Here is a 13,324-nt window from a genome sequence, read left to right as displayed (position 1 = left end):
TCGCACGTCAACCGAGTTCCGCGAGCGCTTTCTCGTATTGATCGCGGTCGAACCGGAACGGCCCGAAGCGGCTGTAATCGCGGCCTTTGCGGCGTGGCTGACGGAACCCGTCCCAGACGACCGTGTCGCCTTCGACCGCGATGTCCGCGAGCAACGGCCAGCAGCCGGTGTCGCCGCACGAGCAGGCGAGCACGAATCGCCCTTCGCCGGGCTGGAACGAGTGGGCGTCTCGTGCGTCCGCGATGAAGCCGCCGTACATCTCGCCCGTGGGCTGCATCTTGGTCCGAGCCTCGAAAACGTCGATCAGCTCGGTGAGCGGCGTACCGTCGACCAACGGCACGACGGCATCGCACGACCAGACGTCGTGCGTCTCCACCGCGAAACCGAGCTCGTTCACGACCGCAGCGTAATTCCACCCGTTTGGGCACGCTGTTGTTTTTTCTCCATCACCTAACGTCGGATCCATGAACGGCGATCCGTCCACTCCGTACAGCCGTGACCTGGGCGACGAGCTGCGCCAGGTGCGGGAGCGCTTCACGACGTTCCGCGCGCGGCGGATCGCCCGGATGCTCGGGTGGGATCCGGGCAAGGTCTCCAACATCGAGCACGGCAAGGTGCGCGCCAGTGAGATCGACATCGTCCAGTACCTGGGCCGGTGCGGGCGGAGTCAGGCCTTCATCGAGGACTTCCTCAACAGGTACAGGTCCGCGTTCGACCACTACTTCGTGCAGGTCACAGACAACATGCGCACGATGACAATGGCCGAGTCAGTTGCCGACAAGATCACCAGCTACGACCTGACGACCATTCCGGGTCTGTTGCAATCAGAGGAGTACGCGCGAGCGCTGTACGAAGCCCGTGACGTGCTCACCCCAGACTTGATTGAGGCGGCTGTCCGCTTCCGGATGGAGCGGCAGGCGATCATGCGACGACATGATCGGCCTGAGTGCATCTTCTACGTGCACGAGAACGCACTGCGGCTCAAGGTCGGCAACGACCAGATCATGGAAGACCAGCTCATGAGGCTCCTCTTCCACACTCACGTCATCCGCATTGTGCCCGCAGCGAGTGGTCCAGCTGGCGTTCACATGGCCAACTACGTGCTTTGGCACTACGAGAAACGCAGTGACGTGGCCTACACCGAATCCGATCTCGCTCAGGTGTTCGTGCAGGATCAGGTCGGGGTCAAGCGCTGTAAGTCGATCTTCGCGCTCTTGGATGCGCTGGCCCTCAGTGAGGAACAATCGCGGTCAATGGTGGCGGATCTCGCCAGCCGATCGCGGGAGGACCTCAATGACCGGAGACTGCACCTGGCGTAAGAGCAGCTACAGCGGCGGCGACGCAGTCGACAGCAACTGCGTCGAGGTGGCGTTCGCCCGGGTCGTGCGCGTACGAGACTCCAAGAACACCGCAGGCCCCGAGCTGGGGTTCAGTGCTGATGCCTGGCAGGCGTTCGTCAGCTCTGCGGCAACCGCACAACAGTAGGGCCCGCGCCGACGTTGACCACGAGTTCCCACCGAGGAGCGGCAGTGGGTTCGAGCGCGGTGATGAAGTCTGCGTGGATCAGTGGGCCGCCGGCGATCTCCTGGTAGAAGCGCCGGGCCTCGTCGGGCTGGTCACAGGCCAGGACCATGCGGCCGGGAGGAACCTTCCACCCGGTGAAGGTGCGTGCCTGCCACAGCGAGACAGCGGCACCGAACGGGTCGACCAACGTCGCCATGCGGCCCTGATCGCCCGCCTCGAAAGGCGGCACGACGAGGCGAGCGCCGTTCGCCACCGCCGCTTCGGCACAGCGATCGACGTCGTCGACTGACAGGTAGAAGGCGATGTGGGCGGGTGTGCCCGGTGGGTAGATCGGGTTCGCCAGGTCGCTCACGCCGCCGATCAGGTGGCCGTCGACGGAGATCTTGGTGGCCTTGCGCCAGTCGTCCTCGTCCACCGCGAAGTGCCAGCCCAGGGACTGCGAGAAGAAGGCGGCGGTGCCGGCCGGGTCGTGGGTTTTCAGGTCCATCCAGCAGAACTCGTTCATCCTGCGCTCTTCAGGTCGTAGGGCACCGGCAGTCCGAGCGCGGCAAGGAACCTCGCCGTCTTGACCTCGACGAACACCTCGGCGTCGTCGATGGCGTCGACATCTTCCCCTTCGTCCCACTCGACGTCGTCCGGATTTTCGTCCGCGGCCAGGTAGCCGAGAAGCTCTGCCTGCTTGGCGGTGGCATCACCCGAGTTGTGGAGGGCCCACCACGCGGCCAGGCCCGCTGCCTCGCGCAGGACGTCGGTCGGGTCGGAGGCGTTGGGGTTTTCGAAGTAGGTGCGCGGTGTCAGGCCGAGGTAGGCGACGCCACTGCCTGGTCCGGCGGGCGCGTAGACGACCGAGGTGATGTCGCTGTCGTGGATGTCGATCCACAGCGACGGCTCGTCCAGCGGCGGCAGCTCGCCCTCGGACAACGTCTTCCACTGGCCGTGCTCGTAGGCGTAAGTGCCGAAGAATCCCACGACGGACATGAAACAGGGGCCTCCCGCACAGCGCACGGGAGGCCCCTGTCAACTAGTCCTCGTACTGCAAAGCGGCGATCTCCCACGCGGACGCCGCACTTTCCCGAGTGGCGATGTGTGCGGCGGGCATGTCGAGCACCTGCATCAGGCTCGGGTCCATCTCGATGACGTGGCCGAGGTGGAAGAGTCCACAGGCGTCGTCCACGTTCGGGTCGTTCACGCCGTCCCCGATGAGCCAGTCCCCCTCGTCGTCGTGCACCACGACCAGAGCACGCATCTCCCCGTTGGCGACCGTGCGCTGCACGATGGCGCCGACTTCCGGGCAGCAATCCGACGGTGTTGCTGTCACGGCGTTCGCTCTACTCCTCAGGTGCGAAGAGGGTGCCCCGGCCGCGTGGTGCGCAGCCAGGACGCCCCCGACGACTTGCAGGCTCAGTAGCGGTAGTGCTCCGGCTTGAACGGGCCCTCGACGTCGACGTCGATGTACTCGGCCTGCTCCTTGGTCAGCTTCGTGAGCTTGCCGCCGAGCGCCTCCAGGTGGATGCGGGCGACCTTCTCGTCCAGCACCTTGGGCAGGCGGTAGACCTCGTTGTCGTACTCCTCGTGCTTGGTGAACAGCTCGATCTGCGCGATCACCTGGTTGGAGAAGGAGTTCGACATGACGAACGACGGGTGGCCGGTCGCGTTGCCGAGGTTGAGCAGACGGCCCTCGGACAGGACGATGATCGACCTCCCGTTGGGGAAGACCCACTCGTCGACCTGCGGCTTGATGTTGTTGCGGCGGATGCCGGGGTAGCGGGCGAGGCCGGCCATGTCGATCTCGTTGTCGAAGTGGCCGATGTTGCCGACGATCGCCTGGTGCTTCATCTGCGCCATGTGCTCAACCATCACGACGTCCTTGTTGCCGGTCGTGGTGATGATGATGTCGGCCTTGTCGAGGACGTCCTCGAGGCGCTGGACGTCGTAGCCGTCCATGGCGGCCTGCAGGGCGCAGATGGGGTCGATCTCGGTGACGATGACGCGACCGCCCTGACCGCGCAGGGACTCCGCGGCACCCTTGCCGACGTCGCCGTAGCCGCAGACGACCGCGACCTTGCCGCCGATCAGGACGTCGGTGCCGCGGTTGATGCCGTCGATCAGCGAGTGGCGGATGCCGTAGCGGTTGTCGAACTTCGACTTGGTGACGGCGTCGTTGACGTTGATGGCCGGGAACAGCAGCTCACCGGCGGCGGCCAGCTGGTACAGGCGCATGACGCCCGTGGTGGTCTCCTCGGTCACGCCGCGAATGCCGGACGCGATGTTGGTCCACTTCTTGCCGTCGGCGGCGAGCGAGTTGCGGAGCGTCTCGAGGACGATCTTCCACTCCTCTGAGTCGTCGTCCTCGGCGTTCGGGACCACGCCCGCCGCCTCGTACTGGACGCCCTTGTGGACGAGCAGCGTCGCGTCGCCGCCGTCGTCCAGGATCATGTTCGGGCCCTTGCCGTCGGGCCAGGTGAGCATCTGCTCGGCGGTCCACCAGTACTCCGGCAGCGTCTCGCCCTTCCAGGCGAAGCAGGAGATGCCCTTGGGCTCCTCCTCCGTGCCGTACGGGCCGACGACGACCGCCGCGGCCGCGTGGTCCTGGGTGGAGAAGATGTTGCAGGACGCCCAGCGCACCTCGGCGCCCAGGTCGACCAGCGTCTCGATGAGCACGGCCGTCTGGATGGTCATGTGCAGCGAGCCGGAGATGCGCGCGCCCTTGAGCGGGTACACCCCGGAGTACTCGCGGCGGAACGCCATGAGGCCGGGCATTTCGTGCTCGGCCAGGCGGATCTCCTTGCGACCGAACTCGTGAAGCGACAGGTCGGCCACTGCGAAGTCGATGCCGTTGCGGGTCTGCAACCGGTCCGCGGTCATTGCGAAGTCCTCCAAGGCACTTCAGAGAGGGTGTCGTCCGACCATACCGCCCGCTGATGCACCACTATGACCCCTACTTCGGGTGAGGGAGGTCATCGGGTGTTGATCGCGGGCCCGGACACACGTGTCGTCGAGCTGCGGGTCCACGGCGTGCAGGGCACAACGCCGCAGACGCTGGTCGACGCCGTTGCGGCCGTGGACGTTGCGGGGGACGGGGTCGGGCGCATCGTGCGCCCCGCCGACAGACTCCGCAGGCCCGCGCCCGGTCCGGTGTTGCAGACCGAGGGACGGCCCGTGACCAGGGTCGTCGAGGGGTATCTCTGGGGCGGCATGACGTCCGGAGGTGTGGCCAAGGCCACGTGGGCGCTGCTCTTCCCGTTCAGCATCGCGAACGTCGCGCACTGGATGCTGCCTCCCGTTCCCGAGCGGAACCTGCCCGCTCACCTGCTCGGACTCGGTCTGCGGTCGCTGCTGCGGGTGTTCGCGCTGCTCCTGACAGCACTGCTGGTCGCACAGGTCTCCGTGGTCAGCCTCGACCTGCTCGCCGCCCAGTGTCTCCGCCCCGGTGCCGAGTGTCTGACCAGCATTCCGACCGATGTGCGACTGTTCCCCTGGTTCCGCACCTTCCTGGGACTTCTGCCGATCGTCGTGCTGATTTCGGTGATGCGGCGCATCTCGCACGTCGACTGGCGCATCGAACGCAAGGAGATCGCCGAGGCGGAGGACGAGGAGCGGCAGCCGGCGTCCGGTCTGCCCGGCGCGCACGTCGCCACCGATCCGGACACCCCGGCGTTGCGGTCGCTGCACGTCGTGGCGTCGCTCGCGGTGGCGTCGCTGATCGCGCTCGGCGGGCCGTTGAAGCAGCTCACGGCCACCGGCTCGATGGGTGTGGCGATCACGGTGGCGTGGATCGTCTCGCTGGTCTTCATCGGGCTGTCGGTGCTCGGGGTGTTCCTGCTCGACGACCCGACCGGCGGTGCTCCCCACCGCGGTGGGCGCTGGCTGCGGGCGGCTCTGTCCCGACGGCCTCGCCGGGTGTTCCTGGCCCTGTCGGCGGTGCTGGTGCTGACGACGCTGGGCCTGCAGGAGCAGCTGCCGGCGCGGGTGCCGGGCGCCGATGTGACAGTGCAGGTCATCGCGTTGCTGATGGCGTTCGTGGTGGTGTTGTTCGGCCTGTTGCTGGTGCCCGCCGCGCTGCTGGCGCGCAGGACGTGGACCTCGTTGCCGCGCGAGCTGCGGCCGTGGGCGGGTGGCTGGTTCGCGGCGCCGGTGCTCGCGATCGCCGGACTGCTCGGTGGTGGGTTCGGTGCCGGGGTCGCGCTGCCGGTGCGCAAGGCGCTGGGCGAACAGCTGAAGCTCCCGGAGGGATACGCCTACATCACCCTGCTGTGGGGTGTGGCCGGGGCGTTGGCGCTGCTCAGCACGTTCGCGGTGGCGTCGTTCACCGGCGCGGTGCGGTGGCGGGCGTTCCGCAAGGGCAAGGAGTGGGCGCGGGAGGCTTCCCTGCTGCACTCCGGGCGGATGCGTGATCTTCGCGCCGCCACCCGCGCGTGGTGGTGGGCGCGCTGGGAACGCAACCACGGGCACCACATGATCATGATCATCGCGTCGGTGCTGGTCGTCGGCGCCGTGCTGGCGACGTTGCTGCGCGTGCAGAACGTGTCGCGCCCGTCCTGGACCGAGCCGTTCTCGGCGTTCGGCGTGTTCGTGCTCGGTTTGCTGGCCGTGTCGCTGTTGCGGGCGGTGTACCTGGCGGCGCGGCAGCCGGAGTCCGGGCGGCGGCTGGGGATCATCGCGGACATCGCGCAGTTCTGGCCGCGCGAGGCGCACCCGATCGTGCCGCCCTGCTACGCCCTGAAGGTCGTGCCGGAGCTGGTTTCCCGCGTGCAGGACCACCTCCGTGATCCCGGCACCCGCGTGGTCCTCTGTGGACATTCACAGGGCTCGCTGCTCGTCGCCGTCGCGGCGGCTCGGCTGCTGGAGGAACTGCCCGCGCACGACCGTGAGCGGATCGGTCTGGTGACGGCGGGGTCGCAGCTGCAGTGGGCCTACCCGCGGGCGTTCCCGGCGGTGGTGCCGCACGCGTCGCTGGCCCGGCTGGCCGGCGGGCTGGACGGGCGCTGGCGGGCGTTGTGCCGGGGCACGGACCCGTTGGGCGGCGCGGTGATGACGTGGCGGCGGCAGGTGTTCGACGGAATGCTGCTCGGCGTCGGCTACCGGGAGGACGGGTCGGAGGGCGCGCTGGCGCCGGCGTTGCGCGGGCCCACCGGAGCCCTGGTGCTGGGTGGCGATCACTGGCTGCCGGACCCGCAGCGGGGGCCGTTCCCCGGACGGCGGTGGCGGTCAGGGGTGTCGGCGCACTCGGACTACACGTCGGATCCGGAGTGGGACCGGGCGGTGGCGATCGCGGCGGGGTTGCTGGACGTGGACGCACCGGAGTCGCCGCCGCTGCCGTTCGCGCGAAAGCCTGAAACCCGGTCGCGGGATGCACTCGGAGGCTCCTAGTCTGCGGTTCATGTTGACCGGTGATCTCGTCCGACTGCGGCCCGTCGAGCCCGAGGACGCCGACGCGTTCTACCGCTGGCACAACGACGAAGAGGTCATGCGGTGGCTGCAGGCCTACTTCCACGAGTCGCTGGCCTCCTTGCGCAAAAGGCTCGCCGACCGCAGGGAGAACTCGCACGAGAAGGTCACCTTCTGCATCGAGACGCTGGAAGAGCGCAAGCTCATCGGTGTCGTCACGTTGCGGGACGCCGACCCGGTCAACGCGCGGGCCGAGGTCGACATCTACATCGGCGAACAGGAGTACTGGGGCGGCGGCTACGGCACGGACGCCCTGCGGACCGTCTGCAGGTACGGGTTCGACACCATGCGGCTGCACTCGATCGAACTCGGCGTCGTGGAGGAGAACACCCGCGCCATCCGGTCCTACGAGAAGGTCGGGTTCCAGGTCGACGGGCGGCTGCGGCAGTCGTTCTTCCGCGACGGCAAGTGGCACGACTCGCTGCTGATGTGCGTTCTCAGGGACGAGCTCACCTGAGCGCCGGCGCGAGGTTGCCGATCGCCTCGCGCAGGTGGTCCTCGACGGACGCCGCCGGCACCACGACCAGGCCGGACGGCCGCAGATCCACCCACCGCCGCACAGCGACCCGAGCGGCCGCGGCCACCGCGGCTGCCAGCACGGCGGCACCGAGCGGGTCCTTGCCCGTGCGTTCCGAGATCACGGAGGCGATCGGCGGTTCCATGGACGACGTCGAGTCCAGGTAGGCCTCGCGCAACGACGGCGTCGAGGTGATCAGGGCGAGCGCCTCGGACGGCGGTTCGCGGTACTGCTCGGCGAACGCGGCGATGATCGACTCGACCAATGGCTCGTCGGTGGGGCGTGCGCTCAGGACGGAGGCCACGGCGAGGGCGCGCGTGGCCGTGATGCCCGCGACGATCGCCTGGTCGCGGCTCGCGAAGTAGTTGTTGTAGGTGCGCGGCGAGACGTTCGCCGCCTCGGCGATCTCGTCGACCCGCACGTTGTCGGCGCCCTTCTCCAGCGCCAGCCTCAGGGCGGCGGCTGCCAGCGCCGCTCGGGTCTCGGTCTTCTTGCGCTCACGCAGTCCCACGGCGATCACTGTAGAGAGCTGTTGCGACACGATCACTACCGATTGACTTTCGATAGATTGCTACCGATACTCGGCGCATGATTGCTGAGCGTTGGGCGGTGACCGCCCTGCGGGTCTTCCTGGTGGTCCTGTTCGGGATCCTGGTCGTGTTCGAGACGATGTCACTGCCTGGGCAGTGGGCCCACATGGCGCAGCAGAACCCGAACGACGCCCACCTGAGGTGGCCCGCGACGATCATCACGGTGTTCTGGGTCGTCTGCGTGCAGGTGGTGGTGGTCGCCACGTGGAAGCTGCTGACGCTGGTGCGCAAAGATCTGATCTTCACCGAAGCCGCGCTGAAGTGGGTCAACGTGATGGTGTGGGCGATCGCTGCCGGGTGGGTCGTGCTCGTGGGCGTGTTCCTCTGGGTCGGCTTCAACGCGGACGATCCGGGGCTGCCGATGCTGCTGTTCCTGCTGACGACCGGGGTCACCGTGGTGGGACTCGTGATGATCGTGATGCGGGCGCTGCTGCAGCGCGCAACGACGTTGCGTTCCGACATGGAAGCGGTGATCTGATGCCCATCGTCGTGCGCATCGACGTCGAGCTCGCCAAGCGCAAGATGAGCGTCGGAGAGTTCGCGGAACGGGTCGGGCTGACGCCTGCGAATGTCGCGGTGCTGAAGAACGGGCGGGCGAAGGCCGTGCGGTTCAGCACGCTGGAGGCCATGTGCCGGGTGCTGGAGTGCCAGCCCGGCGACCTCCTGGAGTTCGTCCCCGAAGAGGTCGCCGAGGAGGCCTCCTAGACGAGTCGCTTCGCCAGTCGGTCGGCGGCTTCGAGCCGCCCCGACTCGGCGAGCAGGCCGACCGGCGCCAGCACGTAGTCGCGGTCGACGGTGATCTCGGCGGTCCGGAGCACCGGGCGCAACACCGGGTCACCCCGCAGGGCCTCGATGACCGGCGTGATGTCCGGGGTGTGGCGGAAGACGCCGCCGGAGAGCACCAGCAGTCCGGCGCCGTGCGGTCCGAGCTGGCCGTCGACCTGCCGCAAGTGCCTGCGCACAGCCAAGACCGCCGCGAACGACGCCAGCCGCACGTCCACGGCGGGGTCGTCGGGCAGCCAGCCGACGTTCTCGGCTCGCTTCCGGGCCTCCTCGGACAGGTCCTCGGTGGTCAGGCGTTCGGCGAGCGCTTCGGCCACCACGCCCGGCGCGGACCAGCGCATACCGAGGTCGCCCTCGACCGTGCGGCGGTCCGGTGGCAGCGCGACAGTTCGTTCCAGACCCTCGCTGTCCGCTGTGGACACCGCGGAGTAGACGTCCGTGGTCGCGCCGCCGACGTCCACCACCAACACGGCACCCTCACGGTCCTGCGCCGCCAACCGCGAGACGCCCGCCAGCACGGCGTCCGGCGTCACGGCGCGCACGAGTTGCCGGAACCGCGGGCCGCGCGAGAGTCCCTTGCCGCCGATCACGTGCTGCAGGAACGCCGCGCGGATCGCCTTGCGGGCCGGTTCGGGGTCGAGCTGACCGACGTCCGGCAGCACGTTCGGGCAGGCCACGACGGTCCTCGCGGCCAGCAGCCGCAACGCCTCCTGCTGGGCCTCGACGTTGCCCGCCAGCACGATCGGCACGGCGACGCGGGCGAGCTTCGCGGCGTTGTGCAGCAGGACCGACTGGTCGCCGCCGTCCGTGCCGCCGACCAGCAGCACCAGGTCAGGTGCCGACGCCCGCAGCGCTCGCACGTCCACCGGACCGGCGCTGACGTGCACGATCTTGGCGCCTGCCGACAGCGCGACCCGGTAGCCGGCCTCGGCGCTGACGACGCGTTCCTGGCCGACGACCGCCAGCCGCAGCCCTCCGCCCGCCGACGAGCACGCCAGGATCTCGCCGTCGCCGACGCTCTCCCGCAGTGCGTCGATGCCGCGCAGCACCTCGGGAGGAGTGGTCGGGTGCTGTCCGGTCCGGACCAGCTCGCCCTCGGGCGTGATGAGAGCGGCCTTGGTCCAGGTCGAACCGACGTCGAGGCAGAGGATCACAAGGCAAGCTAACAGCATGAAGCTCACGCCCAAGGTGATCCTCGAAGGCACGCGACTGACCGGCAAGACGGATCTGGCCTACGCGCTCAACGAACACCCCCGCCTCGTCGGTCACCGCAAGTACCGCTACCACTCACCGTTGATCTCAGCCGAGTGGAGCGCCTTCAGCAACGAACCCTGGGGCCGCAGTTTGCTGACCTTCGCGCCAGAGGAGACAGACCTGGCGATGGAGACCTACGAGACATGGGTGCGGCTGTTCGAGCTGCAGCGCTACTACTCGTGGATCGTCGACCGGTTCCACCTGTCCACGATGGCCTACCAGGCGACGCAGGGGCGTGAGTTCGACTTCACGTGGCTGGAGGAACGGCTGAAGCCGCTCAACTTCGCGATCGTGCTGTGCACGCGTCCTGAGGACACCTTCGAAGAAGCACGAGCGGAACGGCTCAAGATCAGCGCGAACCCGAAGCAGTACGTCTCGCTGGAGCCGTACATCGAAGAACAGCAACAACTCCGGGTGCTCGCGGCGAAGTCGCTCCTGCCGGTGTTCGAGTTCGACGTGACGAAGCACAGCCCGGACGACGTGGCCGACTGGCTCGACGAGAACGACCTGCTGACCCTCTAGCTTGAGTTTCAACCAGTGGGTTGTGGGAGGGCGCATCTGGTTGATCATGGGTGAAGCCCTTGGTCGATCATTCTTCTTGTCTAGGGAAGAAGATCGCTACCAAGGGCTTCAGTTGATCAGTGTGCAGGATGCCGGTGAGTCCACGCCACTAGTCGTCCGCCTTCTCGTGCACCACCTGCATGAACGACGCGAGCTGCGCGAGCTGCTCCGGCGTGAACAGGTCGATCAGGTACGCGCGGACCGTCTCGACGTGACCGGGCGCGGTGGTCTGCAACAGGTCCTTGCCCGCGTCGGTGAGCACGGCGAGGATGCCGCGCTCGTCGGACTCGTGCGGCTCGCGCCGCACGAGTCCGGCCTTCTCCAGCTTGCCGATCTGGTAGGTCAGCGAACTCTTGGAGACCACGACGCGGCGGGCCAGTTCGGTCATGCGCATGCGGTTGCCCGGCTGTTCGGACAGGACGACCAGCACGTTGTACTGCGCGTGCGAAAGGCCCGCATCGCGCTGCAACTGCTGTTCGATCTGCCTCTCGAGGAGGTGGTACGCCTGGACGAAGTGGTGCCAGGCGTGCCCCTCCTCCTCAGAGAGCCACCGTGCGTTTCCCATGGCCCGCAGGTTAGTTGGTGCGCTCAGACTCCCGGCTCTTCGCCGTGCTTGATGACCGGCTCCGGTTCGACCTTCGCGTGGCCGGTCTTCCCGAGCAGCGAGTTCCGGCGGCTGTAGACGAAGTAGACGACCACGCCGAGCGCCATCCAGATGAGGAACCGGACCCAGGTGAGCGCGGTCAGGTTCAGCATCAGCCACAGGCAGGCGAGGATCGCGAGGATCGGCACCAGCGGCACGAGCGGCACCCGGAACCCCCGCGAGAGGTCGGGCCGCGTCTTGCGCAGCACGAGAACACCAGCCGAGACGAGGATGAACGCGAACAGCGTGCCGACGTTCACCATCTCTTCCAGCTTGCCCGCCGGGAAGAAGCCCGCCGCGATCGCGACCAGCACACCGATGATGATCGTGATGCGGGTCGGCGTGCCGTGGCTGCCGGTCTTCGCGAGCCCGCGCGGCAGCAGGCCGTCGCGCGACATCGCGAACAACACCCGGCTCTGGCCGAGCATCAGCACCATGACGACGGTGGTCAGACCGGCGAGCGCGCCGACCGAGATCACCGTGGCAGCCCAGTCGACACCGTTGTCCGCGAACGCACTCGCGAGCGTCGCACGCGTGCCGTCCGGCTGCGTCTTGAGCTTCTCGTACGGCACCATGCCGGTGATCACCAGCGTGACGGCGACGTACAGCACGGTGACGATCGCGAGCGAACCGAGGATGCCGCGCGGCACGGCCTTCTGCGGGTTCTTGGTCTCCTCCGCCGTGGTCGCCACGACGTCGAAACCGATGAACGCGAAGAACACGATGCTCGCCGCGGCCAGCATGCCCAGCACACCGTACGTGCTGCCCGAGTAGCCGGTGAGGAGCGAGAACAGCGACTGCTCGATGCCCGTGTGCGCGGCGCCGGAGCCTTCGGCGGCCGGCGGGATGAACGGGCTGTAGTTCTCGGCCTTGATGTAGCTGATGCCGAGCACGATCACGAGCAGCACCACCGCGACCTTGATCGCCGTGATGATCGCGCTGACCCGCGACGACAACTTCGTGCCGAGGACCAGCAGCACCGTCAGCACGCCGACCAGCAGCACCGCGCCCCAGTCGAACTTGAAGCTGCCGACGGCGACCTCGGTCTTGGTCTCGACGCCGAGCAGTCCCAGCGTCGTCTGCAGGTAGGCCGACCACCCCTTGGCGACCGCGGCCGAGCCGACCGCGAACTCGAGCACCAGGTCCCAGCCGATGATCCACGCCGCGAACTCGCCGAACGTCGCGTAGGAGAACGTGTACGCGCTACCCGCCACCGGCACCGTCGAGGCGAACTCGGCGTAGCACAACGCCGCGAGCGCGCAGGCGATCGCCGCGAGCACGAAGGACAGCGACACCGACGGGCCCGCGATGTTGCCCGCGGTGCTCGCGGTGAGCGTGAAGATGCCGGCACCGATGACGACCGCGACGCCGAAGACCGTGAGGTCCCAGGCGGTGAGATCCTTCCGGAGCCTGGTGTCCGGCTCGTCCGTGTCAGCGATCGACTGCTCGATCGACTTGGTGCGCCACAACCCGTTCCCCGGCACGGTGCATACCTCCTTGATGGACCTGTTCAAGCCACCCTAGAGGTATCCAGCATGTGGAACTCCTACAGCTGTGTTCGGCGGTTGTCCGGAGTTTCGGCAGCGCCCGGCTCGACACGCTCACGGCCTGCGAACGAGCGGATTTCGTGGCCGAAGATCACGAGACGAGAACCTGGAATGCCACGACGAGCGCCGGTACGGCACCGAGCAACAATGTGAGCGCCACCACCACACCGGCGATCTTCTTGGCGTTGCCGTCGGCAAGCCGATGGACCACGAACCCCACAAGCACGAACAAGGCGAGCACCAGCACGCCCACCACCAACAGCGCGAGGCTGTTCACCTGCATCGAATTCTCCCGGCGGAGGACCCCACTTCACCAGCAACGCGCCGATCGTACGACAGGAAAGCGATTCCACCCACCAATTCCGTAAACAAAGGGAAATTGGCCGGTGGCCACAAATTGGCCGCTGGACAGAAGTTGGCCAGTGGTCACATTCCACAGTTGTACGGATTGTGGATC

17 protein-coding genes are annotated in these 13,324 nt (G+C 67.6%); 7 read left to right on the top strand and 10 right to left on the bottom strand.

Annotation, left to right across the window (positions count from 1 at the left end; genetic code table 11):
- Positions 1 to 7: 7 nt before the first annotated feature.
- Positions 8 to 397 carry a hypothetical protein gene (locus C8D87_RS14365; protein ID WP_112226942.1) on the bottom strand — a complete coding sequence of 130 codons (390 nt, stop codon included), beginning with the start codon at positions 395 to 397 and terminating at the stop codon, positions 8 to 10.
- A 67-nt stretch (positions 398 to 464) separates the two neighbouring features.
- On the opposite strand from C8D87_RS14365, the gene C8D87_RS14360 reads away from it, so the two are divergent.
- The gene (locus C8D87_RS14360) at positions 465 to 1,319 is read left to right on the top strand and encodes a helix-turn-helix domain-containing protein (RefSeq protein WP_109639232.1); all 855 of its coding nucleotides are present in this window, start codon (positions 465 to 467) and stop codon (positions 1,317 to 1,319) included.
- The gene (locus C8D87_RS14355) at positions 1,219 to 1,485 is read left to right on the top strand and encodes a DUF397 domain-containing protein (RefSeq protein WP_325049666.1); all 267 of its coding nucleotides are present in this window, start codon (positions 1,219 to 1,221) and stop codon (positions 1,483 to 1,485) included. Before C8D87_RS14360 ends, C8D87_RS14355 begins: the two co-directional genes overlap by 101 nt.
- Here C8D87_RS14355 and C8D87_RS14350 read toward each other — a convergent pair.
- The 4 genes from C8D87_RS14350 to ahcY all read right to left on the bottom strand — a co-directional run bounded on the left by C8D87_RS14350 (position 1,457) and on the right by ahcY (position 4,389).
- Positions 1,457 to 2,029 carry a VOC family protein gene (locus C8D87_RS14350; RefSeq protein WP_170166418.1) on the bottom strand — a complete coding sequence of 191 codons (573 nt, stop codon included), beginning with the start codon at positions 2,027 to 2,029 and terminating at the stop codon, positions 1,457 to 1,459. The two genes, C8D87_RS14355 and C8D87_RS14350, sit on opposite strands and share 29 nt — an antisense overlap.
- Positions 2,026 to 2,502: a hypothetical protein gene (locus C8D87_RS14345; protein WP_112226941.1), complete on the bottom strand. Its 477-nt coding sequence runs from the start codon at positions 2,500 to 2,502 to the stop codon at positions 2,026 to 2,028. The genes C8D87_RS14350 and C8D87_RS14345 overlap by 4 nt, the downstream gene beginning before the upstream one ends.
- Positions 2,503 to 2,545: 43 nt before the next feature.
- Positions 2,546 to 2,842, bottom strand: coding sequence for a hypothetical protein (locus C8D87_RS14340; protein ID WP_146771704.1), 297 nt, complete (start codon positions 2,840 to 2,842; stop codon positions 2,546 to 2,548).
- 83 nt (positions 2,843 to 2,925) lie between these two features.
- Positions 2,926 to 4,389 (bottom strand): adenosylhomocysteinase, encoded by a 1,464-nt coding sequence (gene ahcY / locus C8D87_RS14335; protein ID WP_112226939.1) that lies wholly within the window; start codon positions 4,387 to 4,389, stop codon positions 2,926 to 2,928.
- A 99-nt stretch (positions 4,390 to 4,488) separates the two neighbouring features.
- Here ahcY and C8D87_RS48550 point away from each other — a divergent pair, with 99 nt between their 5' ends.
- Both C8D87_RS48550 and C8D87_RS14325 read left to right on the top strand, forming a co-directional pair.
- Complete coding sequence (locus tag C8D87_RS48550; RefSeq protein ID WP_267899854.1) at positions 4,489 to 6,894, top strand: hypothetical protein; 2,406 nt, start codon at positions 4,489 to 4,491, stop codon at positions 6,892 to 6,894.
- A 10-nt stretch (positions 6,895 to 6,904) separates the two neighbouring features.
- A complete protein-coding gene (locus C8D87_RS14325) occupies positions 6,905 to 7,429 on the top strand; it encodes a GNAT family N-acetyltransferase (protein ID WP_112226937.1) in 525 nt (174 codons plus the stop codon).
- On the opposite strand, the gene C8D87_RS14320 is transcribed toward C8D87_RS14325, so the two are convergent.
- On the bottom strand, positions 7,422 to 8,000 hold the full coding sequence (locus tag C8D87_RS14320) for a TetR/AcrR family transcriptional regulator (protein ID WP_233442086.1): 579 nt from the start codon (positions 7,998 to 8,000) through the stop codon (positions 7,422 to 7,424). The two genes, C8D87_RS14325 and C8D87_RS14320, sit on opposite strands and share 8 nt — an antisense overlap.
- 77 nt (positions 8,001 to 8,077) lie before the next feature.
- On the opposite strand from C8D87_RS14320, the gene C8D87_RS14315 reads away from it, so the two are divergent.
- Both C8D87_RS14315 and C8D87_RS14310 read left to right on the top strand, forming a co-directional pair.
- Complete coding sequence (locus C8D87_RS14315; RefSeq protein WP_112226935.1) at positions 8,078 to 8,557, top strand: DUF2975 domain-containing protein; 480 nt, start codon at positions 8,078 to 8,080, stop codon at positions 8,555 to 8,557.
- Positions 8,557 to 8,784, top strand: a complete 228-nt coding sequence (locus C8D87_RS14310; RefSeq protein ID WP_109639223.1) for a helix-turn-helix domain-containing protein — start codon at positions 8,557 to 8,559, stop codon at positions 8,782 to 8,784. The genes C8D87_RS14315 and C8D87_RS14310 overlap by 1 nt, the downstream gene beginning before the upstream one ends.
- Here C8D87_RS14310 and C8D87_RS14305 read toward each other — a convergent pair.
- The gene (locus C8D87_RS14305; RefSeq protein WP_215732312.1) at positions 8,781 to 10,034 is read right to left on the bottom strand and encodes a glutamate mutase L; all 1,254 of its coding nucleotides are present in this window, start codon (positions 10,032 to 10,034) and stop codon (positions 8,781 to 8,783) included. The two genes, C8D87_RS14310 and C8D87_RS14305, sit on opposite strands and share 4 nt — an antisense overlap.
- Here C8D87_RS14305 and C8D87_RS14300 point away from each other — a divergent pair.
- The gene (locus C8D87_RS14300) at positions 10,033 to 10,638 is read left to right on the top strand and encodes a C2 domain-containing protein (protein ID WP_112226934.1); all 606 of its coding nucleotides are present in this window, start codon (positions 10,033 to 10,035) and stop codon (positions 10,636 to 10,638) included. The two genes, C8D87_RS14305 and C8D87_RS14300, sit on opposite strands and share 2 nt — an antisense overlap.
- Positions 10,639 to 10,786: 148 nt before the next feature.
- Here C8D87_RS14300 and C8D87_RS14295 read toward each other — a convergent pair whose 3' ends face one another.
- The 3 genes from C8D87_RS14295 to C8D87_RS14285 all read right to left on the bottom strand — a co-directional run bounded on the left by C8D87_RS14295 (position 10,787) and on the right by C8D87_RS14285 (position 13,150).
- A complete protein-coding gene (locus tag C8D87_RS14295; RefSeq protein ID WP_109639221.1) occupies positions 10,787 to 11,242 on the bottom strand; it encodes a MarR family winged helix-turn-helix transcriptional regulator in 456 nt (151 codons plus the stop codon).
- A gap of 23 nt (positions 11,243 to 11,265) precedes the next feature.
- Entirely contained in the window at positions 11,266 to 12,804 is a 1,539-nt protein-coding gene (locus C8D87_RS14290) for an amino acid permease (RefSeq protein WP_112227088.1), read from the bottom strand.
- Between the two features lie 154 nt (positions 12,805 to 12,958).
- The gene (locus C8D87_RS14285; RefSeq protein ID WP_109639220.1) at positions 12,959 to 13,150 is read right to left on the bottom strand and encodes a hypothetical protein; all 192 of its coding nucleotides are present in this window, start codon (positions 13,148 to 13,150) and stop codon (positions 12,959 to 12,961) included.
- Positions 13,151 to 13,324 lie beyond the last annotated feature (174 nt).

It is taken from the genome of Lentzea atacamensis (assembly GCF_003269295.1).
Taxonomy (GTDB): domain Bacteria; phylum Actinomycetota; class Actinomycetes; order Mycobacteriales; family Pseudonocardiaceae; genus Lentzea; species Lentzea atacamensis.
Note: the sequence above shows the minus strand (reverse complement) of the source record. Positions and strands in the feature narration are given on the sequence as shown.